The 23660-nt window shown below is 35.2% G+C and carries 18 protein-coding genes and 1 riboswitch; of the genes, 4 read left to right on the plus strand and 14 right to left on the minus strand.

Annotated elements, in window-relative coordinates; genetic code table 11:
- Positions 1–203, plus strand: a 203-nt coding sequence (locus tag H4O20_RS06765) for a transposase (RefSeq protein WP_185098280.1), incomplete at its 5' end; no start/stop codon positions are given.
- Between the two features lie 56 nt (positions 204–259).
- On the opposite strand, the gene H4O20_RS06770 is transcribed toward H4O20_RS06765, so the two are convergent.
- From H4O20_RS06770 to H4O20_RS06780, 3 genes are all read right to left on the minus strand, one after another.
- Positions 260–454 (minus strand): hypothetical protein, encoded by a 195-nt coding sequence (locus H4O20_RS06770; RefSeq protein ID WP_139856351.1) that lies wholly within the window; start codon positions 452–454, stop codon positions 260–262.
- Between the two features lie 244 nt (positions 455–698).
- On the minus strand, positions 699–1673 hold the full coding sequence (locus H4O20_RS06775; protein ID WP_185098700.1) for a T9SS type A sorting domain-containing protein: 975 nt from the start codon (positions 1671–1673) through the stop codon (positions 699–701).
- On the minus strand, positions 1670–2962 hold the full coding sequence (locus H4O20_RS06780) for a DUF5074 domain-containing protein (protein ID WP_185098701.1): 1293 nt from the start codon (positions 2960–2962) through the stop codon (positions 1670–1672). Before H4O20_RS06780 ends, H4O20_RS06775 begins: the two co-directional genes overlap by 4 nt.
- A 394-nt stretch (positions 2963–3356) precedes the next feature.
- A riboswitch (cobalamin riboswitch) is annotated at positions 3357–3590 on the minus strand.
- Positions 3591–3779: 189 nt separating this feature from the next.
- On the opposite strand from H4O20_RS06780, the gene H4O20_RS06785 reads away from it, so the two are divergent.
- Complete coding sequence (locus tag H4O20_RS06785) at positions 3780–5948, plus strand: S46 family peptidase (protein WP_185098702.1); 2169 nt, start codon at positions 3780–3782, stop codon at positions 5946–5948.
- Positions 5949–6092: 144 nt separating this feature from the next.
- On the opposite strand, the gene H4O20_RS06790 is transcribed toward H4O20_RS06785, so the two are convergent.
- The 6 genes from H4O20_RS06790 to H4O20_RS06815 all read right to left on the minus strand — a co-directional run bounded on the left by H4O20_RS06790 (position 6093) and on the right by H4O20_RS06815 (position 15856).
- Positions 6093–8216: a M3 family metallopeptidase gene (locus H4O20_RS06790; protein ID WP_185098703.1), complete on the minus strand. Its 2124-nt coding sequence runs from the start codon at positions 8214–8216 to the stop codon at positions 6093–6095.
- Positions 8217–8340: 124 nt separating this feature from the next.
- Positions 8341–11847, minus strand: coding sequence for an HYR domain-containing protein (locus H4O20_RS06795; protein ID WP_185098704.1), 3507 nt, complete (start codon positions 11845–11847; stop codon positions 8341–8343).
- 340 nt (positions 11848–12187) lie between these two features.
- On the minus strand, positions 12188–12847 hold the full coding sequence (locus H4O20_RS06800; protein WP_185098705.1) for a uracil-DNA glycosylase family protein: 660 nt from the start codon (positions 12845–12847) through the stop codon (positions 12188–12190).
- Between the two features lie 50 nt (positions 12848–12897).
- Positions 12898–13659, minus strand: coding sequence for a peroxide stress protein YaaA (gene yaaA, locus H4O20_RS06805; protein ID WP_185098706.1), 762 nt, complete (start codon positions 13657–13659; stop codon positions 12898–12900).
- A gap of 117 nt (positions 13660–13776) precedes the next feature.
- Entirely contained in the window at positions 13777–14304 is a 528-nt protein-coding gene (locus H4O20_RS06810) for a DUF3124 domain-containing protein (protein WP_221442760.1), read from the minus strand.
- A gap of 76 nt (positions 14305–14380) precedes the next feature.
- On the minus strand, positions 14381–15856 hold the full coding sequence (locus tag H4O20_RS06815; protein WP_185098707.1) for a potassium/proton antiporter: 1476 nt from the start codon (positions 15854–15856) through the stop codon (positions 14381–14383).
- Between the two features lie 241 nt (positions 15857–16097).
- On the opposite strand from H4O20_RS06815, the gene H4O20_RS06820 reads away from it, so the two are divergent.
- A complete protein-coding gene (locus H4O20_RS06820) occupies positions 16098–16895 on the plus strand; it encodes a HipA family kinase (RefSeq protein WP_185098708.1) in 798 nt (265 codons plus the stop codon).
- Positions 16873–17256, plus strand: a complete 384-nt coding sequence (locus H4O20_RS06825) for a DUF3037 domain-containing protein (RefSeq protein WP_185098709.1) — start codon at positions 16873–16875, stop codon at positions 17254–17256. Before H4O20_RS06820 ends, H4O20_RS06825 begins: the two co-directional genes overlap by 23 nt.
- 38 nt (positions 17257–17294) lie before the next feature.
- Here H4O20_RS06825 and H4O20_RS06830 read toward each other — a convergent pair whose 3' ends face one another.
- From H4O20_RS06830 to H4O20_RS06850, 5 genes are all read right to left on the minus strand, one after another.
- Complete coding sequence (locus H4O20_RS06830) at positions 17295–17672, minus strand: PH domain-containing protein (RefSeq protein WP_139856362.1); 378 nt, start codon at positions 17670–17672, stop codon at positions 17295–17297.
- A 30-nt stretch (positions 17673–17702) separates the two neighbouring features.
- Positions 17703–18203 (minus strand): DUF4251 domain-containing protein, encoded by a 501-nt coding sequence (locus tag H4O20_RS06835; RefSeq protein ID WP_185098710.1) that lies wholly within the window; start codon positions 18201–18203, stop codon positions 17703–17705.
- 83 nt (positions 18204–18286) lie between these two features.
- Positions 18287–19924: an ABC-F family ATP-binding cassette domain-containing protein gene (locus tag H4O20_RS06840; protein WP_185098711.1), complete on the minus strand. Its 1638-nt coding sequence runs from the start codon at positions 19922–19924 to the stop codon at positions 18287–18289.
- Between the two features lie 697 nt (positions 19925–20621).
- Positions 20622–21179, minus strand: a complete 558-nt coding sequence (locus tag H4O20_RS06845) for a PepSY-associated TM helix domain-containing protein (RefSeq protein WP_139856365.1) — start codon at positions 21177–21179, stop codon at positions 20622–20624.
- 55 nt (positions 21180–21234) lie between these two features.
- The gene (locus tag H4O20_RS06850) at positions 21235–23640 is read right to left on the minus strand and encodes a TonB-dependent receptor (protein WP_185098712.1); all 2406 of its coding nucleotides are present in this window, start codon (positions 23638–23640) and stop codon (positions 21235–21237) included.
- Positions 23641–23660 lie beyond the last annotated feature (20 nt).

The raw sequence follows: 23660 nt of genomic DNA on the forward strand, positions 1-23660 counted from the left end.
CAACAAACCTTATCGAGAACCTGAACGGGAAGATAAGAAAGTATACCAAGAACAAACTTTCTTTCCCAACAGACGATGCCGTAATGAAATCAGTATATTTGTCAGTGCGTGAAGCAACCAAAAAATGGACTATGCCTATCAGGAATTGGGGTATTATTTTAAATCAGTTCCTAACGATCTATGAAAAAAGGGTCAGACTTTAAAAAAGTCCAACCCCTGTTATTTTAAACTTACACACTTAGCGGGATAGTGTCTTAAACTAAAATGTATATCGTATATTTTTAGATTTTTTCTTATTTACAGTTTTATTTTTTTTCTTATTCCTGGCTCCTACTGTAGATTTCGATTTATTATGATTTTCATCAAGTGTTTCATTTTTGGATAACTTTAGCTGTAAGTTTAATTGAGCTATCAAACTTTCAGTTGTACTGCGAAGTATATCTATCCTATTCATAGCATTTAATTTGTTAGTTTTAATTTCGGTAATAAAATTAACACGAATAATTTTAGATTTACCCTACATAACATTTCCTTATGCCTTAATTATCATAAACTTAACATTAAGGATATAATATTGACAATTCAAAGTTTGATTTGGCTGCGAGAAGTAGTGTTTTAAGCAAAACTTCACATATTTAATTTCTCCACATTTGGTTTAAAAAGCAATCTAGCTTCCTATTCAATCAAGATTAACAGGTTTATTGTTTCAGGAAACGATGCTGACTAACAGTATCATTAAAAATCAACATTAATACATATACCCCATTTGAAAGGTTGGAAACATCGATAAAATCATCTTTATTTAATTGTTTAGAACAAACCAAACGCCCACCCATATCATAAACTTTAGCTTGAGAAGAATTTGAGTTTCTGATAAAAAGTTGTGTAACCGCAGGATTAGGATATACCTGAAACTTCTTACTTTCTTTTTCCTCTACACCTAAAAGCTGTTCATTTATAACACCTACAGCATCCAGATCAAACCCACCTGAATGAAATGGGGTTGTAAAAGGATCGTTTATAATATTTCCATGACTATCATAACTTGCATAATTAGAATTTAGACTTCCCACAACATCTATTATCTTAATATGAGTAATATTATTTTTATCAAGTAGGGGATCTTCTTGTAATTCCGCAAGGTCGAATGGAGTTCCAAACATCGCCCGATATTTACCTGCTAGGTTATTTATATAGGTAGGATCTAATTCATCAAACCCTTCCACTTGAATCTCTGTTTGAGTTTGGCTATGAGAAGGAAATCTAAAAAAATCAATTCCGTTGGAGCTTACTTCAACAAAAGCTAATTCCAAATAAAAATCACTAAAACTATTTTCAAAAACAGCAAAATCAAAGCCGGGACCATCTTTTATGGGGCTATCAAAAGTTAATATGGCTTGCCCACCATCTCCCAAGCTTACCGCACTATTTGTGGCAGGACCTATTGCATTATCGGGCTCACCATAAGTTGTAAAGTTACTACCGTTAGCCTGATAATCCGGATTCGAAATATCTACATAACCTCTTTCAATACTAACACCTGTTGCCCAAGAAACAAAAAGAGCACTATCCGCTGCAATGGCTGTTGACCCAACTTGGCCAGCTGCAGGCGCATAACTTTGCGACTGCAGCGAACAAGAGGTTATAAGAAATAAGAAGAAAAATACTCTCATTCTACAATCAATTTCTCTGTCGAAATATTTCCTTCAAAAGCTATTTGCACTAAGTAAACTCCAGCTTTTAAGTCGTTTACTTTTACTGTTTCATTGCTATAAACTCCAGCTTTTACCATTCTTCCTGATGTATCGTAAATTGAAAATTTTGCATTTCCATTAATATTGAGGTTGAAACCATCTGTCGCAGGATTAGGGTAGATCGCGATGTTATTCGCTACAAAATCTAACACCGATGCTGTTTGGGCTTCATATTTATATACTCCATTTGGTAATTGGCCTACAGTGTATTCTGTTTCAAAACTTCCATCTTCATTATAGATATAAACTTTCCCATCATTCACATAATTTACGGCATCGGTTAAATACAACTTATCAGCTATCTTATTAAACCCATAAGGAATTAGAACGTTGTTTGAAGATGTAATAATAAATGGCTGAACTGGAAGTTCAGTATCCGTCAATGACATTTTGTAGATATTTCTATTTAATACATAATAAAGATCAGTAGCATCTAGACCTAGAAATTCTGGATGATCTAAACCAGGAAATGTGAATTCTGTAGTGTTCTGATAATCGTTTAGGCTAATTTTTACAATCTTTCCAGATGTTTCATTTCCTGAATAACTTGGATTTCCGGTGCAAAGAACATAAAGGAAGTCATCATCAACGCGTAAGGCTGAAGGCACATCGCCCACAGCTACCTCAGTAACCTCGTTAGTAGCAGCATCAATAATTGAAATAGAATTCCCAAAACCATAGCCTCCTTGATGCGCAACAAATAGAACACCATTTTTCTCAACTATTTCTTCTGGCCCTTCAGCAACAGGAATTGTTGAAGTAACTTCATTTGTAGTTAAATCTATAACAGCAACGAAATCGTCGGAATCATCTCCTGGATTACCCCAATTTGTGACATATCCTTTGTCACCTGAAAAGGCAATATTTCGAGGATAAACCATTTGGTCTGTGATGCTAGCAGCCATTTCAAAAGTTGTTCTATTCATCACTTTAACCTCATTACTATAATTTAAAACGACATAAGCAAAATCCTCTGTAAACCCCATTCCTTGACCAGTATCACCTAATGCCATACCCATGTTTTGATTTGAAAAAACATTATTTTCTAATGCACCATTTGAATTTAGAAATGAAACTGATGCTGTTTCGGTTCCTATCATTCCTTCATTTAAGATAAATATTCCATCTTCATAATTTTGAGAATAACTACAAATACAAAATAATAATGTAGCCGCTACGGTTAGTAAGTTGTTGTAATAATTTTTCATGTTCACTTTTTTATAAAATTTATTTAGAATTGAATTTATTTGAGATTTAGTCTACCAATGATCACGCACTTGAATTACAAATCAAGTTTAAATCACTACTGATTTGCTTTGATTTACAAAAACCTAAACAGGAGTTTTTAAACACATTTAGGTTGATTAATTTGATTATATCTAAGTGTTTATCTTGAAAACATTTATAGTGATATTTTGTACACCTTAGGTTGGTAGAAAGCAGTGACAACAATAACTTAGGATAAATTTGCTGAAGAAAATATTTAAATACAGTTATGCCGTTTCTCTGAGCGAATCTCAGAAAATGGATAGTAATACAAATAATTAGTTTACAGCAGTAATCTTTCATAAACCTGAAGCTTTTTACCCGAAAGCCATTGTTTTAAGTTATTAGGCATTTGGCAGGTCTCCTGGCTCGCGTCCTGTAATTTTCCTTCCCATTGGTTCACCAACAGTGGATTTTGAAGTTTTAATTACAGACGTCCCAATCTTGGGACTAAGCTTACAGTTGCGGGAACAGCTCAGGCTTTTATTAAGTACAAAAATTCACTTTTCCTGATTCCCTTTTAATTGTGCTGAAATTTTTCAGCAACAAACCAAACGTGGCGCAAAACTAATTAAAATTTCATTGTGAATTATTACAAAACATGAGATTTTCAAAAATGTAAAACGACTTATATACCCTAATGTTTATCAATGAAATATGGAGCCAAAATGAAGGTTAAATAAGTTATCGCACTTAAAAATCTTCAAAATTGTCATGGTATTCTTATCTTGCAGACAATTATTCTTTAAAAATTATTCTATGAAATTATTACGTGTACTTTTTATCTTTTTATCCGTCCCTCTCTTTGCGCAGCAAGGAGGAATGTGGATTCCTTCGCTCTTAGAAGGAATGAATGAGTCTGAAATGAAAAATCTTGGAATGAAAATGTCTGCCCAAGATATTTACGATGTAAACAACGCTAGCTTAAAAGATGCGGTACCACATTTTAATGGTGGTTGTACTTCTGAAGTTATTAGTAACCAAGGACTTTTACTAACTAACCATCATTGCGGTTATTCGCAAATTCAAAGTCATTCAACACTCGAAAACGATTATTTAGAAAACGGTTTCTGGGCAATGAACTTGAAAGAAGAATTGCCAAACCCAGGAGTAACAGCAACTTTTATAATTAAAATTGAAGATGTTACCACTCAAGTAATGAACGGTGTGACAGAATCAATGCCTGAAGCCGATAAGCAGAAAAAAATAGAAGAAAACATCGCTCAAGTTTCAAAAAGCTTTCCGAAAGAAGCTTGGCAAGAAAACCGAGTGCGTACATTCTTTGAAGGAAACCAATACATGCTATTTGTAGTTGAAACTTTTAAGGACGTTCGCCTCGTAGGAACCCCTCCTTCTTCTATCGGAAAATTTGGTAGCGATACCGACAACTGGATTTGGCCACGCCATACAGGTGATTTTGCACTTTTCAGAATTTATGCAGACAAGAACAATCGTCCAGCAGAATATTCGGAAGACAATGTACCTTATACTCCAAAACACTTCCTTCCAATTTCATTAGACGGAGTAGCTGAAAACGATTTCACAATGGTGTTTGGATTTCCAGGAACAACCGACGAATATTTACCCTCAGTAGCTATTGAACAAATTATAAATACGGTAAACCCTGCTCGTATTGCAATTCGCGATGCTGCCTTAGCTGTACAGGATAAATATATGCGTGCCGACCCACAAATTAAAATTCAATATGCATCAAAGTTTGCACGTATCGCAAACTATTGGAAAAAGTGGCAAGGGGAAACACTTGGATTGACAAAAAGTAATGCCGTTGGTATTAAACAGAAACAAGAAAAAGCGCTTACTAATCAAATAAACAAAAAAGGAAAGCAAAATGAATACGGAAATTTGCTACCCCAATTTGAGAAGTATTACGCCGAAATTGAACCTTACACTTTAGCTCGTGAGTATTTCTTTGAAACGGTTTTAAGAAATGTGGAGTTACTTCGCACTGGATTTCAAGCTTATCAGCTCACTCAAGTATATGATGCTAGAGGGGCTCAGTCTTTTGAAGATAGAAGAGATAATATGGTAGAGAGAATGTCTGGCCATTATAAAGACTACAGTGCAAAAGTTGACAAAGAGGTTTTTGAAGCTTTAATTGCTATCTATGCCGATAAAGTTCCACAGGAGTTTTTACCTGCTTCATTTAATAACATTGATTCAAAAGCACTAACTGAAGAGGTTTATAGTAAGTCTGCTTTTGTAGATTACGACTCATTGAAGAAACTATTAGAAGGTGACGCCGAAACTGTAATTTCAAATCTTAACAACGACCCAGGTTTTAAAGTTGTGAAGGATATGGCAGAAGCATATTTCGAAAAAATCGCTCCTAAATATGAAGAAATTCAGCTAAACATTACTGGATTACAACGTGACTATATGAAAGCGTTGATTGAACTAAGCCCAAAAGAAGATCGAATTTTTCCTAACGCAAATGGGACACTACGTGTTACTTACGGAAAAGTAGCAGGTTACTCTCCTGCTGATGCTGTTTATTACGAGCCAGTAACACATCTTGAAGGTGTTATGCAAAAATACATTCCAGGAGATTATGAGTTTGATGTACCTCAAAAATTAATAGATTTATACGAAGCTAAAGATTACGGCCAATATGCTGAAAATGGAAAAATGCCTGTAAACTTTATCGGTACCAACCACACTACAGGTGGAAATAGCGGTAGCCCTGCTATCGACGCACACGGAAACCTAATCGGCCTAAACTTCGACCGTGTTTGGGAGGGTACAATGAGTGATTACTATTACGACCCTTCTCTTTCAAGAAACATTATGGTTGATATTCGCTACGTATTATTTATAGTAGATAAGTATGCAGGAGCAACAAATCTTATTGATGAAATGAAACTTGTTCACCCTAAAAAAGGAAATAAGAAATCTAAGAAGAGAAAATAATAAGCCTAGGGTAATTACCACAAATTTTTTTAAAATTAAAAGCCCCCAACTTTCGTTGGGGGCTTTTAATTTCTATACCACAAATAAACGGTTTGTGGTTAATGCTTACTTTGAGAGATATTGGAATACTTCAAAGTACCCTACTTATTTCAGCCCTCTAGCTTTTAGCATAGGCTCTATTTTTGGATCACTTCCTCTCCAAGCTTTGTACATTGATTCAAGCTCCATAGTATTTCCTCTAGACAATACCATATCTCTAAAGCGCTGCCCGTTTTCACGTGTCATCCCTCCATTCTCTTCAAACCAATTGTAAGCATCGTGGTGTAGCATTTCGGTCCAAGAATACGAATAGTAACCTGCAGCGTAACCTCCAGCAAAAACGTGTGCAAAATACGTTGAACGGTATCTAGGAGGCACAGCGTGAACTACATCCAATTTAGTTCTATTTAAAGCGTCTTTTTCAAATTTAGCAACATCTTCTATCTTTTTATCAGCTGGAATAGTATGCCACTGCATATCTAAATTAGAAGCTGCTAAGTTTTCTGTAAGACTATAGCCCTGATTAAAAGTGCCAGAATTTTTAATTTTATCAATTAGTTCCTGTGGAATCTTTTCTCCTGTTTTATAATGCACTGCATAGTTTTTCAAAATTTCTGGATATAAGGCCCAGTTTTCATTGAACTGTGATGGAAACTCAACAAAATCGCGAGCAACTGCTGTTCCTGAAAGTGAAGGGTATTGTTGGGCTGCAAAAAACCCGTGAAGCGCGTGACCGAATTCGTGGAACATAGTCTCTACCTCATCGTAAGTTAATAGTGCAGGTTCATTTCCAGCTGGTTTTGGATAATTACATACATTATAAATTACTGGCTTTTTGTTGTATAGCTTAGATTGTGTTACAAAATTAGACATCCAAGCTCCTCCTCTTTTGCTAGGACGAGCAAAATAATCTACATAAAACAGTCCTAGTTGGTCACCATTTTCTTCGAATAACTCATAAACCTTTACATCCTCGTGATACACAGGAATGTCGGTTCTTTCTTTATGTGTAATTCCATAAAGTTTGTTTGCAGCATAGAAAACACCGTTCTCCAACACGTTATACATTTCGAAATAAGGCTTAATCTGATTCTCGTCTAGGTCGTATTTTTCTTTACGAACCATTTCAGCATAATAATTCCAATCCCAAGGTTCTAAAGTGAAATCTCCACCTTTAGATTTAATCATTTTTTGAATTTCATCAGACTCAACTTGAGCTTTTGCAGTTGCAGCAGCTATTAACCCCTCAAAAAACTTATTAATTGTTGCTGGACTTTTTGCCATTGTTTTCTGAAGACTCCATTCAGCATAGTTGTTAAATCCTAAAAGTTTTGCCTTTTGAGCGCGAACCTCAACTAATTCTTTAATTATATCGCTAGTGTTATTTGCTCCTTGATCTGCTCTGTGGAATGCAGCCTTAAATAATTTTTCACGTGTTGCTCTATTTTCCAAAGACGACAATAGCGGCTGTTGGGTAGTATTTAATAAAGCTACTGTCCAACCTTTTCCATCCTCATTTTCAATCGACTTAAGATAATCTTCATCTAATCCAGCCAACTCTTCTTTATTCGTAAAAATAACTGCACCTGCATTGTTAGCATCTAAAAGCACTTTACCAAACTTATTAGTAAGTGTTGCTATTTTTTCGTTATACTGCTTTAGTTTCTCCTTATCTTCCGAAGAAAGATTTGCTCCTGCTATTTCAAAATTCTCATAGTATACTTCTAAAAGCTTTAACGACTCAGCATCTAAATTTAATGACTCTCTTTTATCGTATAAAGTTTTAAAACGTTGAAATAATTTATCGTTTAGATAAATCATATCGTTTTGCGCTGCAAATTTTGGAGCCATTTCTTCTTGAATAGCTTGTAAGGTTTCGTTAGTATGCGAACCTGTTAGCGCATAAAACACTTGTGAAGCTCTTTCTAACAATTCTCCACTTTTTTCCAGTGCCAGAACTGTATTTTCAAAAGTAGGTTCCTCTTCAGAATTTGCTATGGCCTGCACTGCATTTTTTTGTTCTTCTATACCCTTAAGCAACGCTGGCTTATAGTGATGGTCATTTAACTTTGAAAAATCTGGAGCACCATAAGGCAAGGTGCTTTCAGAAAATAATGGATTTTCTGTACTCATTTCATCCTCGCTTTTACTCTTATTCTCTTTCTCTTTAGAATTGTTACAACCTACCACTAGCAACGCTAGGGTAAGAAACGGAATAACTTTTTTCATTATGTTGATTTTTTAAAATATAACTGTAAAGATACGTAATAACCTTTCGCAACAAAATTGAAAACCCCTTCAGCAAAAGCTGAAGGGGTCTCCTTTTTTTTGATTGGTTATTTTATAGTTTGAATTATTCTACTATCAATCGTTTAACAGTACTTACGTTGTCACCAACAATTTGAACAACATACACTCCTGTAGCAAGAGTCGAAATATCAACTGCTTTCTCCCCTTGCATAGCGCTTAGGTTTATCTCGCTAACCATTTTACCACTCACATCGAAAATTGTCATCGACTCAAGAGCAATATTGGTTTTATTAACAAGGTTTACCATTGTGCTAGCTGGGTTAGGATACAATGTAACTCCAGTTTCTAAAGAGTTTTCATTTGCACCAAGCACAGTTTCAACAGTAAGTTCGAAGCTACAAGTAGAAGAATTTCCATATTCATCTGTTGCAGTTAAAGTAATTGTATGTACTCCATCTGGCAAGGCGGCTCCAGGAGCTGGATCTTGCGAAGTAATAGTAACAGGGTCTGTACAATTATCCATTGCAGTAGCTTCTCCTGTTGCAAAGTAATCTGGAACGATATAATATAAATTTCCAACACCAGGATCAACTGTTTGATCTGCAGGACAAGTAATTTCTGGTCCTAATAAATCAACAACATTCACTTCTGCTACACATGAAGCAACGTTTCCGCTTGCGTCACTTACAAATACAGTTACCATTACTGTAGTTCCTATATCTGCGCAAGTTACAGTTGTTACATCAGTTGCTATAGTATCTATTCCACAAGCTTCATCTATGTTTGAAAGTAAAGCATAAGGGTCTATTGTAGCCGTTCCATCTGCACCAAGAGCAACATCTATCATGTTACCAGTTGCAGAAGTCTCGTAAGTAATCTCGAAGTTATCAACTCCAGCACCCCATCCCCATGAGCCTTCATCGTCAAAAGTAAAACGAACTTGAAGATTGGCGTTGGCGTATGGCATAACATCTATACTACCAGAGTTTGTAGGATCGGTATCAACCTCAACAAAAAGAATTTGCTGCCAAGCTGCACCATCGTATACATCTACTGTAAGTGTACCATCACCTGCGAATTCTTGCAATGCATAGTCAAATGATACAGATGCTGTAACAGCTCCTGAAATATCGTATGCTGGAGAGATTAATGATGCCATGTTTACTTGACCACTACCTGCTGCATCGTCATTAAAGATTGCTGCGTTTGTAGGGAAATCTCCTCCTGTAGGCATATCACCAGATCCGAAAGCCCAATCTGCTGTACCACTAAGCACTTCAGTTGTCCATCCAGAAGGTATAGTTGATCCTTCAAATTCTTCCAATTCTGTAGTTACAGGTACAACACCACAGGTAATTACTGGTGCGATGTTATCAATTACATTAACTACAGCTGTACAAGTTGCAGTATTTCCGCTAGAATCGGTTACAGTAACCTCTACCAAGTTCTCACCTAGGTCGGCACATGTAAAATCAAGACCTGAACCACCACCTGTTACATAATGAATAGTACCATTAAACACTCTTGGTGCAAAAATTGGCGTTGTAAAAGGCGTATTAGAGGCAGCCCCTAAAGACATAGACATATCGGCATTAGAGAAGTTTTGATTACTTCCGTCACCATTAGTATAATAATGACCATGAGTAGCATCTAATACCAATGCAATACCGTATGTAGTATTTGCACTTAATGTAATAGGATTATCTAATACAGCATTAGAGGGAGCATTTTGTCCTGCACCTGTACCAGAAGCAACCGCATCGGCTGTTCCCCATGCAGCGGCATTGGTCTCATTACCAACATAAGTCCCTACTAGAGTATAAACATCCATGGTAAATGCGCCTGGGTCTGCGGTATTTATATCAATTTCTGTAATATCTAAATCGCTTGGACCAACTGTAATATCGAAATATACAGCACCACCCATAGCTCCATTATTTCCAGAAGCAAATAGACTTGTTAAAGAACCTTGAGCTCCTCCACCAACACCTCCAGCGGTAATTGTGTATCCACAAGCCTCTGTAACACCTGTTACAAGATCACTAGGATCAATGCTTGCCATACCATTGGCATCAAGATATACATCTAATCCACCACCAGAAGCAGCTTGATAATTTAGTAAGAAGTTGTCTACACCTGCACCCCAATTCCATCCTGTTTCGTCATCAAAAGTGAATTTAACTTGGAAGGCATTGTTTATATATGCAGTTACATCAATTGCCCCAGTGTTTGTAGGATCGATATCTGCATTATCAGCCAAGAAAACTTCTTGCCAAGCAGCTCCATCCCAAACTTCAGCACGCAATAAACCTAAACCTGCGAAATCTTGTAGTGCATAATCGAATGAAATATCTGCAGCGGTTGCTCCTGTTAAATCGTAAACTGGAGAAATTAACTCTGCAATATTATCTTCACTTCCCGCTGCGTCGTCATCAAAAATTGCAGCATTGGTTGGGAAATCACCCCCAGTTGGCATTTCACCTGAACCGAAAGTCCAATCTTGAGAACCTAGAATTATATTAGTTGTCCATCCAGCAGGAACAGAAGCCGATTCAAAATCTTCAGACTCTGAAAAGTTTCCAAACCCTCCAACACAGAAAACCTCTGGTGCAGTAGTATCTTGAACAGTAACGGTAGCAGTACAGGTTGATGAATTTCCTGAGTTGTCAGTTACCGTTAGGGTTACCGTATTTTCTCCAATCATTGAACAATCGAAACTTGAAATATCTAGAGTATAAGAAGCAATTCCACAATTATCGGTAGAACCATTATCTATATCTGTACCAGTAATTGAAGCCATTCCAGTTACAGAATCAAGATCTATTGTGATGTCTTGACAAACCGCAACAGGAGCTTCGTCATCTATTACATTAACTTCAAATTGGCAAGTAACAGTATTTCCATCACTATCGGTTGCAGAATACTCAACAACAGTTATCCCTATAGGGAAGTCACTTCCACTAGCAGGACCAGCAGTTTGAGTTGTAGGAATCGCACCATCTTCAGTGTCAAACGCAATCGCATCACTAAAATTTACGGCAGCTGTACAAACTCCAGATTCTGTATATGCTGTTATGTCACTAGGACAAGAAATTACAGGTGGGTTACCAACTACGCTTCCAACATTTACAGTGTAATCTTCAACTTCCCCATAAGAGAAAGTACCACAAGGCCCAGGAGATGCAGAACCCCATTTCAACTTAATTCTCATACGAGTATCCCCAAGTGAGGCAGAAGCAGGAACTGTTATATTTAAAGTATGTGGACCACTAGATCCAGTAGGACCGGCAATATTATATACCTCACCAGCATCGTCTAAGATGCCATTTTGATTCCAATCGATAAATGCATATAAATAATCACCACCATCAGGATCTATGGTGATTGATAATTGCTCAGTTCCCCCAGGGCTAAGACTTGCAACCATACTTGTAAAATCGCTATATCCTGGATGAACAGTAGTAGTGTTATTTATGCCCGCAAAGGTAACATTTGTAATATTTTCAAATGTGGTACTGTTTCCTGCAGCAGCACAATATTGGGCATTTGCTTGCCACCCCAAGGAGGTAAGAAATAATGCCATTAAGGTTAAAAAGGTAATTTTTTTCATAAAACATAATTTAAGTTAATAGTTAAAATCACGTTAAATGTACAGCATTTTATATTAATTGACAAATTATTCTTAAAAGCATAATTAAAATATTAAACAACCCGCAATTTTATTTATAATTTAGCCTGATTTTCTAACAAATAAGGCAACTATCTTCTTTACAGATACATACAAAATCAAGAAACTCAAACTGTGAAAATTGTATAGTATATCGACTAAAATCAAATTTGTATTAGCCCAGTGTGAATGTAATTTGTTTAACATTTTATCATAGGCTCTAAAACAGTATATGAGCCACATTTAATGTGCTCACTGATCTATATGAAGTAAATTGTAAAAACTAGAAGAATGGTCTATACTGTTCTACGCGGAAATCTATTGTAGTTTTTTGGGGGAAATCTGCTTTCATTTTTTTATAAGAAGCAAGACTACCAACAGCCCTATTTGCAGCTCCAGATGGAGCTATGAGAGAAACTGTTTTTATTTCCCTACCGCTATTTGGCAATTGAAAAGTATGTATTCTAGGAATTTTGTTTGAAATTACCTTAAGTGAAATATTGTACTCTTTTAATTTTCTTCTAAAGAAGTATTCTGGCCCATTTTTACTATTACCCCCTGTAAAAAGCAAGGTATTGACCTTTGGATTTTGCTGAAGTATGACTACCAAATCACGTAGCTCTACATCGCTCATTCCAATATCTGACGCATCAACCTTTTCTCGTTTTGCTGAGGCTACCATATCACAAACACCAATTCCTCGATTTATAAGAAATCGTTCACGCTGTTCTATAGCCTCAGCAGTGTTTTCGAATTTTAAATTTAAATTGAATATTTTGTCTAAAATAAGCCACAATTGTCCATCACGACTTCCGTAACAAAAATCTACATCGCCTTCTTTTAATTCCCCAGTAGTGAAACGTGGCGGTGGTAGCGTACCCACAATCAACTTCGTTGCTGTTTCAGGAATAAATGGAGGATATGGATGAATATGATGAAACAAATGCAATGTAGAATTTAGATTACTACTTTCAATTTAGGGATTTTAAAATGCTACCTTATAAAAACTGGTTCATTCTCTTTTTCGGTGTATTCTTCGCTATAACCATAACCATCGTAATCAAAAGCTTTTAAATCTTCTAGAGTTTTTACTTCTTTATCTATTGCGAAGCGAGCCATACTACCTCTAGCTTTTTTAGCAAAGAAGGATATTATTTTAAGCTTTCCATTTTTGAAATCTTTAAAAACCGGAGAAATCACTGGAACTTTTAATTTTTTTTGGTCTATGGCGTTAAAATATTCAACACTTGCAAGATTGATAAAAAGCTCATCATCTTTTAATTCTTTGTTTAAGGTTTCAGTAAGCTTTTTTTTCCAAAACTCATATAGGTCTTTTTTTCTATTTAGAGAAAACTTTGTCCCCATCTCTAACCGATAAGGCTGCATTAAATCTAAAGGACGTAGAACTCCATACATTCCTGAAAGAATACGGAGGGAGTCTTGTAAAAGATTGAGTTTTTCTAGTGGAATAGAATAAGCGTCTAAGCCCGTATAAACATCACCAGCGAAAGCATAAACTGCAGGACGAGCATTTTCTGTCGTGAAAGGAGTATTAAATTCTTTATATCGTTGGTAGTTTAGTTCAGCAAGCTTATCACTAATATTCATTAAATCAGCAATTGCCTTTTTGCTCTTTCTTTCAAGTTTATTATTAATCAGCTCTGCTTCTTCTATAAATTGTGGTTGAGTGGCACGAGGGGTTGGGAGTTTAGATTCAAAATCCAGCGTTTTTGCAGGGGAAACTACTATTTTCATTTTCTTAGCTTTTGCTTCAAAAATAACGAAAAGAAACACAACTAAACAAAATGTTATCAGCTAGAAACTTCTATAATTAAATAGGTATCGATTAACAAAAGATACCAAGTAGGAGAACTACTCTATCCTTTTTCCTGTTGTTGTAAAACTTAAGCCTTGCGCGCCGCGTAGCGATGTCATTATAGCTTCAAATATTGGTTCTGGTGTTGTCATTTTAGAAGACCATTCAAAAATAAAGTTGGCCCCACTACCCCCATAATTATCGGCTTCATCAATTACAATTTCTACTGTTTCAAGTGGTTTTAAAAAAATCGGTTTTTTAAAATATTGTCTAATCAGTTCGCCATTGGTATTGTAATAATTGGCATTAGATATAAAAACAGTATCAGTTTCACTTACATTTCTCAAACTTATCATAGCCGTAAGATTCTGAGTTTTCTTTAATGAAATACTATAAATGTGAGAATAAACACTTAGATAAGTTTTTCCGTTTTGCAACGAGTCATTCTTCGGTAAAAATAATTCATTTTCAATATAATGATCTTCCCAATGATTTGGGCTAAAAGAGCTTATTTCAGTAGTTTCTTCACAAGCCGAAAAAAATCCAAACAGAATAATTAATATGAAGAATTGTTTAATGCTCAACTAGGTTTTCTTTAATTGTTACAACCATAAAATTACGATAATTTATTGGTTTCAAACTTAACTATGCGTATTTCGTTTACGCAGCTGAGAACTCTCGAATATTTAAGGCTTTAAACACTTTTTTAATTCCTTTTTTATTTTCTGAAAGCACGATAAGAACATCATCTGCATCAATTACAGTATTTCCATTAGGTGTAATATACTTATCTCCTCTTTTTATCATTGCGATAATAGCGGTTTTAGGGAATTCTATATCTACTATCTGCTTCCCAACTACTTTATTTCCATTAGCAATTCCAATTTCGCGCATTTCCGTTTTAGGATGTTCTTCTAAAAACTTCTCGGAAGGTGTTAGTATTTTTTGACTACTTGGAATACTTACATTCAACCATTTTGCCACTACCGATAGCGTAGTTCCTTGAATTAAAATTGATGTAAGTGAAATAAAAAACACTATATTAAACATCATATTTGCTTTGTCGATTCCGGCTAACAGTGGATAGGTAGCAAACACAATTGGCACAGCTCCACGTAATCCAACCCACGAAATATAAAATCGCCTACGCAATTTCATTTTAAATGGAATTAAGCTCAGAAAAACTGCAACTGGTCGCGCAACGAAAATCAGAAACAATGATATTACAAGTCCGATACCAATTACCGGGACAATTTGCGAAGGAAATACCAAAAGCCCTAAGGTCAAGAATAGTACTATTTGCATCAGCCAAGCTAGACCGTCGTACATTTTTAAAATAGTCTTTTTGTGTATTAAATATTGGTTTCCTAAAAACACAGCACATATATAAATAGCTAAAAAGCCATTTCCTCCCACAAAATCTGTTACCGAAAAAGTGATAAACATCAATGCTATTACCAACACTGGGTAAAGACCTTCAAAGTCTAACTTTATTCTGTTTATAATAATCTTACTTAATTTCCCAAAGCCAAAACCTGCAATTGTTCCAAGAATCATCTGCTGAAAAAACAAAGGAATCATCGAAACCAAACCTTGGTCTTGATTCATCACTAAGCCTAAAAATGCAATTGTAAGCACATAAGCCATTGGGTCGTTACTTCCGCTCTCCATTTCAAGAGTAGGTCGTAAATTGGCGCGTAGCGCAAGGTTTTTAGATCTTAAAATTGAAAAAACTGCAGCTGCATCTGTAGAGGAAACTATACTCCCTAAAAGCAAGCTTTCGTATATTGTAAAGTCTGTGACGTAATAAACAAATGTTCCTAAACCAATAGCCGTTAAAAAAACCCCAATTGTAGAAAGAGCAAACCCTTCTTTCATAATGGGTTTTACAGCTTTCCAATCGGTATCAAGCCCCCCAGAAAATAGAATAAAATTCAGTGAAATAATTCCTATTAACTGCGCTATTTGAGGATTGTTAAAGCTAATTCCTATTCCATCTTCTCCTGCTAACATTCCAATTCCCAAGAAAAGTACCAAGGTTGGAACGCCAAATTTATACGAAGTTTTACCTGCTATAATACTTATAAAAAGTAGAATTGAGCCAACAAGCAGAATGTTTTCAATGGTTAGATTCAATAACTTTATCTTTTAAAATGTTAGGATGATTGCAAAATACAAATTAAAATCTGTAAAATTATCTGCTATCTAAATTTTTAATTCTCAACAAAAATAACAACAAGAGACTTCTCGAAATAATAAGATTCTAAAATCTGTTATCATTGGTTGTTCAAGGTTTTGTAAAATTTTAATCACCCAATAATAACTTCACTTGTGTATTCTACTAGCATATTCACAAATAACACTAATTTTGTAAGCGATGACTAAGAATAAAATTGAACTCCGCACCGTTAACGTTACGCGCTACATCACCCCGCTTCGGGAAGGCGGTTCGTTACCTGCATTGGCAGAAGCCGATGACGATTTTAAATACGTTTTAAAGTTTAGAGGCGCCGGACATGGTGTTAAGGCATTAATCTCAGAATTGTTAGGTGGCGAAATTGCAAGAACAATGGGATTACGAGTACCTGAGTTAGTATTTGCAAACCTAGATGAAGCTTTTGGACGTAGTGAAGGTGATGAAGAAATTCAAGATTTATTAAAAGGAAGTCAAGGGCTAAATTTAGCTTTACATTTTCTCTCAGGTGCCTTAACATTCGATCCTGTAGTTACAGAAGTTGAAGAGGAACTAGCTTCAAAAATAGTTTGGCTGGATGCTTTTATCACCAATATAGACCGTACGGTAAAAAACACCAATATGCTTATTTGGCATAAAGAGCTGTGGCTTATCGATCACGGAGCAACATTTTATTTTCACCATTCTTGGGGCGATTGGAAAAAAGCGGCACAGAGTCCGTTTCCATATATAAAAGACCATGTTTTATTACCTCAAGCTACTAAAGTTGAAGAAATAAACAGTGAAATGATTTCTCTTTTCCCAGATGACAAACTACTAGAAATCACTAATCTTATCCCTTTAGATTGGCTAAATTGGGAAGGCACTGATATGAATCCAGAGGAAATTAGAAATGTATATTATCAATTTTTAGTACTGAGAAGAGACAATGCAAACAATTTTGTAAAACAAATTCAAGATGCCAGGAAAACACTTATATGAATATGCGGTAATACGTTTGGTACCCCGCGTTGAACGTGAGGAGTTCTTGAATGTAGGTATTATACTTTTCAGTAAAGGTGCAAAATACTTGAACTGCAAGTACCATATCGATACTAAAAAACTTAAAGCCTTTTCCTGCGAACTTGAAGCTGAAGAGATTGAAGACAACCTCCAAGCTTTTGAGAAAATTTGTTTGGGAGCAAAACAAGGCGGGCCAGTTGCACAATGGGAAACTTCCGACAGATTTCGATGGCTTACCGCACAACGAAGTTCATCATTGCAAACCTCACGCCCTCACAATGGATTTAGCAATGACCTAGATGCTACCTTAGAGAGATTGTTTGAAGAGTTAGTTTTATAAGGTATAAAAATTTCACTATTATGTGAATGTAAACAATACTACAACACCTTGGTTGCTAAATACTTTTGCACTTCGTAGATATCAATACTCTTGTTGAATTTCTTACTTACCGTTGGCGTGTCTTCGCTTGAAATCCAAATTTTTAGTTCTGCATCCAAATCGAATGTTCCGGCTGTCTCTAATGAAAAGCGAGATATATGTTTATAAGGCAAGCATTTAAATTCTGCTTTGCTTCCAGTTACACCTTGAACATCAATTAGAATTAATCGTTTATTTGTAAACATAAAGACATCACGAAAAAGCTTAAAACCAAGTTCTATAACTTCTCCTTCTATTAATAGTCGGCTGTATTTTTCGGTTAATTTTTCTGAAGAAACCTCACTTGCGTTACCAAGTATTTTATTGAATAGACTCATAAATTATAAGAGTAAAGAATTAATTCTTAATTATTTCGCGGAAATAATTTCACCGTAATAACTTATAGTTCCTCTGTTGTTACTACTAATGGTAAGCGTAGCATACCCAGAATTACTCACTGAAATTGATATTGAGAAAGTATCGTTATCGTCTTCAACTTTGGTTTGCACGTGATATCCTTTGTCGCTATTTTCTATTTTGAAATCCTGTGGCTTGCCATTAAAACGCATTCCTTTATCCTTACTCATATTCATACCGCTATATGCACGTCCATAAAATGGCAAATGACTCTTTACCATTTTTGGAGAAAAAATAATAGCGTAATCACTCCCAACTAAGTTTTTTGAAGTTCCCCCTGTAGGATAAGCCGTATTTGCTATAAATTCAAAATTTTTGGAGTTTAATAAAGCTTCTATACTATTCTGTTCGGCTGAAATAGAAAGTTTATTTTTTGAGATCTTATCTTGAGCTTGTACGCTTGCAAATCCAAAAGAAAACAGTGCTGCGAATATTAAAATATGTTTTTTCATGATATTTATTTTTTTGAGTGAAACAAAGAATACAACAATTATACCGCATTAGGAATTCAGACTACAATATAAGACGAATTAATTTACGCTTTTAAATCGATTTCTTTTAAGTTTTGAATTCTATTACGTTCAAGGAAATCGTCAATACTTTCAAAATGCTCGATTACTCGTTTGTCTTTAAATTCAAAAACCTTTTCAGAGAGACCTTGAAGAAAATCACGATCGTGGGAAACCAAAATTAAGGTACCATCAAACTGAAGCAGGGCTTCTTTTAAAACGTCTTTCGACTTTAAATCTAAGTGGTTTGTAGGCTCATCGAGAATTAAAACGTTTACGGGTTCCAGTAATAATTTCACCATTGCTAAACGTGTTTTTTCACCTCCAGAAAGCAGGCCTACTTTTTTATCGATATCATCACCGCTAAACATAAAGCGACCGAGAATATTTTTAATTTGGGTTCTAATTTCACCTTTAGCAACCTCATCTACCGTTTGAAAAACAGTAAGTTCCTTATCTAAAAGTGCTGCTTGATTTTGAGCAAAATATCCAACCTTAGCGTTGTGACCTAAAGCACAAGTTCCCTCAAAATCTATTTCGCCCATTATGGCTTTAATCATTGTTGATTTTCCTTCACCATTTCTTCCAACAAAACTTACTTTCTGACCTCGAGAAATACTCATATTAGCATCTTGAAATACCACGTGGTCGCCATATTTTTTCGTAAGCCCTTCAACGATAACAGGATAATCCCCACTTCGTTGTGCAGGTGGAAAACGCAAAGCTAGGGCCGAATTATCGATATCGTCTATCTCTATAATTTCAAGCTTTTCCAGCATTCGTTCGCGAGAGTTTACTTGATTGGTTTTTGAATAAGTTCCTTTAAAACGTTCTATAAACTGTTTTGTTTCTGCTATAAATTTTTGTTGCTCCTCATATGCTTTTATTTGATGAGCACGTCTATCGGCACGTAATTGTAAATAGTGGCTGTAATTGGCCTTATAGTCGTAAATACGTCCCATTGTTACCTCAATGGTTCTGTTTGTAATATTATCGATAAAAGTTTTGTCGTGGGATATAACAATTACCGCTTTTGCTTTATTCAGCAAGAAATCTTCTAACCAAATAACCGACTCAATATCTACGTGGTTTGTTGGCTCATCTAATAGAATTAAATCTGGCTTTTGAAGTAAGAGTTTTGCAAGTTCAATACGCATACGCCATCCACCACTAAACTCTGAAGTTTGTCGATGTAAATCACTTCTTTTAAATCCTAAACCACGAAGCGCTTTTTCAACCTCAGCTTCATAATTTATCTCTTCAAGCGCGTAATACTTTTCACCTAACTCTGCAACTTTAGTTATGATATTCATATACTCATCACTTTCGTAATCTGTTCGAGTTTCGAGTTCTTTATTAAGGCGGTCTATTTCATCACGCATCTCAAATATCTGAGTGAAAGCTTTAGACGCCTCTTCAAATACAGTGCAATTATCTTCCGTTAATAAATGCTGAGGTAAATACGCAATTACCGTATCCTTTGGAGCACGTACATTCCCTCGTGTAGGTTTTTGAACCCCTGCTATTATTTTCATCATAGTACTTTTACCAGCACCATTCTTACCCATTAGGGCTATTTTGTCGTTTTCATTTACTACGAATGACACATCACTAAAAAGCGTGTCTCCACTAAACTCAACCGCCAAATTATCTATTGAAATCATATTCTGATAGGTGTTTAATAGAACGTTGAACTTAAATTAAAGACAAATATTTTATCGTCAAAATATTTGTTACACGTCCAATCGTCATATTTTTTTTTTTTAAAGGCTGCAAAACTATTAAAAGAAAGTGGATTATAAGTTATAACCCTAGTAAAGTAAATCGAGATAATGTGAGATGAATTTTCACCAAGTTAGATTTTTTAATTAAATAATTCAGAGTCTATGTTGTAGAAAAAATTAAAGACTTAATAATCTTTAAATCAAATATTTAAACCCACTTTTTATTGACTACAAATACTTGTTTATCAATAAATAAATTGATATGTTTGTCCTTCTATCAAAAAAATCCCCCGTTATGATTAGACTTAGTAATTTTAATGAATGCGATAGGATTACTTCTCAGTTAAGAAAATCCTTAATTTCTTATTATAAATTATATACCATCTTTCCGATATAATCACACCATTTGTGTGTTATATGAGATAATATTTTTAAGGTATTTGAAGCTTTAAGATAAATTTTACACCAAAAAGTTTAGGTGTATAAGACAACGATTCACAATAAAATTCAAAGGCTAAATTTTTTAGCGATTCATAAAATTAATATTAGTTTGTTTTTTTTTAAATAGTTGGTTTGATGATGAAAAGGGCCAATGTCGATTAATTTGATAGGCCCTTTTTCAGTTCTATATGGCCCCTTATTTAGCTCTTTTCATAAGTTTAGGACCAACCCAAAGCCAAACTCCGGTAATAACAAATAAGAATAAAGAAAGTCCCATTAAGGTGTTATAAAAAACTTTAAATGCTCCGTTTTTTATATTCAACCAATCGTCAACTATTGAACCGTCGTGAATCTCTTCAATTAAGTCGGATATTCTTCTGTCTACACTTAAAACTTCGCCAGTAGTGGCATCTAGTTGTATTTCGTGATAACCTTCTTCAAATACGAACTTCATCATTCCCTTGTCCGGTCTAGCATCAATCCGGTCTAATTCTAAAGATAAGTTAGAATCAACATTTTCGTGAAGAGTTTTTGTCGCTATGCTATGCAATTTATCTAAAGGCATCCATTCTTCAATATTTGTGGAGATTCCTTTTTCCGATTTCGGAAGCATTATTCCGTAACTGTGCTTCTTCCATCCCAATAACAACCCCGTAACAGCCATTATCAAAAACAGCACTGCAAGAAAAATCCCCATCAAACGATGAATTTTCCTAGTAGATCGCAATATGGCAGCGTGTTTTTTTCTATTCATATTATAAAATACGTCTATGTTTCTTCATCAATAAAGAAACAGCAATTATTACCGATTAAAAGTGAGCAGTTAACGATAAAATAAAATTTCGTCCTGCCCCTGAAATTCCCGAACTATAAGAACGGTAACGTTGATCTGTAATGTTTTCAACCCCTCCACTTATATCAAATGTATGTGAAAGTTTATAAAGGGCTTTATAATTTAATGTATACCAAGACGGGGCATAAGGATTGCCATTTTCATCTAAAGCGTATATTTCAGTTTTTCCTTTTTCTCCTTCAGGTAAGTCGTCAAAATCGCGTTTTCCTTGGTAGAACACGTTCAACTCCATTCTCAATTTATTCTTCTTGTAATTTAAGCGTGATACTCCAAAAAATGGTGAAGAATGACGTGCGGGACTAGTTTTCCCGTTATCTAATTCTTCTTCTCCTTTCTGAAAGTTTATATCTGTAGAAAATCCAAATCCTTTTGGTAGTTTTAATTCAACTCCCGCCTGAACTCCATAAACATGTGCAACTGCAGCATTTTGAATTGCTTGCACTTGACTTAGTTCTCCTTCATAAATTATACTATCCCGGCCATTAAGTTTAAAATCTCTTCGAACTAATGCATTTTTAAGTGAAGTATAGTATGCAGTAACATCAAGTTTTACAATATCGCCAAATACTTTAGCAATCCCTAAATCTGCATTATAAGCATATTCTGGTTTTAAGTTGGGATTAGGAATAACAACACTTCCTGGTTCCGAATCGAAAACTTTACCGATATCATCCACATTTGGAGCTCTAAATGCTGTACCCAAGTTTGTACTTAATACTAATGTTTTAGTTGGTCTGTAAACACCTCCTATACTCCCAGTAAGTGCACCTTTGCTGATACTTGCTTTTGAAAAAGGAAAAGAGTAAAAGCTTGTATCAAAGTCTGAATCCAACAAAATATGATTGTAACGCGCTCCTGCACTTAAAGTAAATTCTTCAGAAACTTTATATTCATCTGTGAAGTAAACCGCTAACGATTGCCAAGTTGAAACAGGGTATCTTGAAGGAGCGGCCTCTGTAATACCTGTAGTAATATCTTTAGCTTTCCCTTTAGAATTCACATCGTCTATAACGTATTCCACACCATAAAAGAAGGTGTTATTATCGCTGGTACTTTTTACAAAGTCTAAGTTTACAGAATATGCGCTAACTTCTTCTTCTTGATTGCTACGAGAAGTTTTATTGAAGTTTCTACTTAGCCTGCTCTCTTCAAACCATTGATGCGCCAATCGTATGCTCATTTGGTCAAATACTGCATTGTTGGCGGTATGGTTAATATTTAAATTATTCATCATCCATATTTGTGGCCCGTAATCCCACTCGGCATATCTTGGCAATCCATCTTTTAAGCGGTTATGCCTGTCGTATCTGCCATATGGAGAAGTTTCTGAATAGTGAAATCCATACTGAAAATCCCATTTATCATTTGGTTTAAAGCGAATTTTCTGCATTAAATTGACTTGTGAATAAGCTGAAGGGATTTGGAGTAATTCGTCGTCTTGCTTAATGATAATGTCCGAATCTCCTTGTCGCTGGACATAGAAATCTTTTATATAATCGTTTGGACCGTGTCTCCCTTGACGAAGATGATCGTAATCCCAAGAAGTAAAACTTGTAATGAACGCCCAGTTTTTAAAACCTAAATTTACATCTAAATGTCCCGTTTTTTCATTATTTGCTGAAGAATATCTAGCACTTGCTTTCCCTGTGATATAAGGTTTATCAGTGAAAGTGAATTTTGGGGTTAATGTTTGAAAACTCATTACCCCACCAATAGCATCACTACCGTAAATTACAGAACCTGGACCGAATAACACTTCGGTATTTTCAATTGCAAAAGGGTCTAAACTTATAACATTTTGAAGGTTTCCAGAACGAAAAATTGCGGTATTCATTCGTACACCATCTATAGAATAAAGTAAACGACTAGTAGCAAAACCACGAATTATAGGGCTTCCTCCTCCCTGCTGACTCTTTTGCACAAAAACCTTTCCTGAAGTACTCAGTAAATCTGCAGCTGTTTGAGGGTTTTGAAGCGCAACTTCCTTAGCAGAAATAGAAATAATTTTGGAAGCTACATCATCACTACTTTGTCGCCAACGCGAGCCAGATATAACTACCTCATCTAAGTTGAAGTTTGATATTTCTAAATAAATTTCAAAATTTTCAGACTCTAATTCAGCGTAGCTTTTAGTTATAGATTTATATCCTAGTGTTCGAATCTCTATCTTTTCAATATTTTTAAAAGCTGAAATATCAGCTTGTCCTTTGGCATTTGTAGTGGTATATAAATTCATTTTTACATTCGAAAGAGTAACTAATTCAATAGGCTCATTAGATTCTTCTTCCTTAATAGTTATTGTTTGACCAAAGCCATTAATCGCACAACCTATTAATAAAATTAAAGTGAAAATATATCTCATAGTTATAATCCTGAAGTAAA

The sequence above is a fragment of the Aequorivita sp. 609 genome (assembly GCF_014212065.1).
GTDB lineage: Bacteria > Bacteroidota > Bacteroidia > Flavobacteriales > Flavobacteriaceae > Aequorivita > Aequorivita sinensis.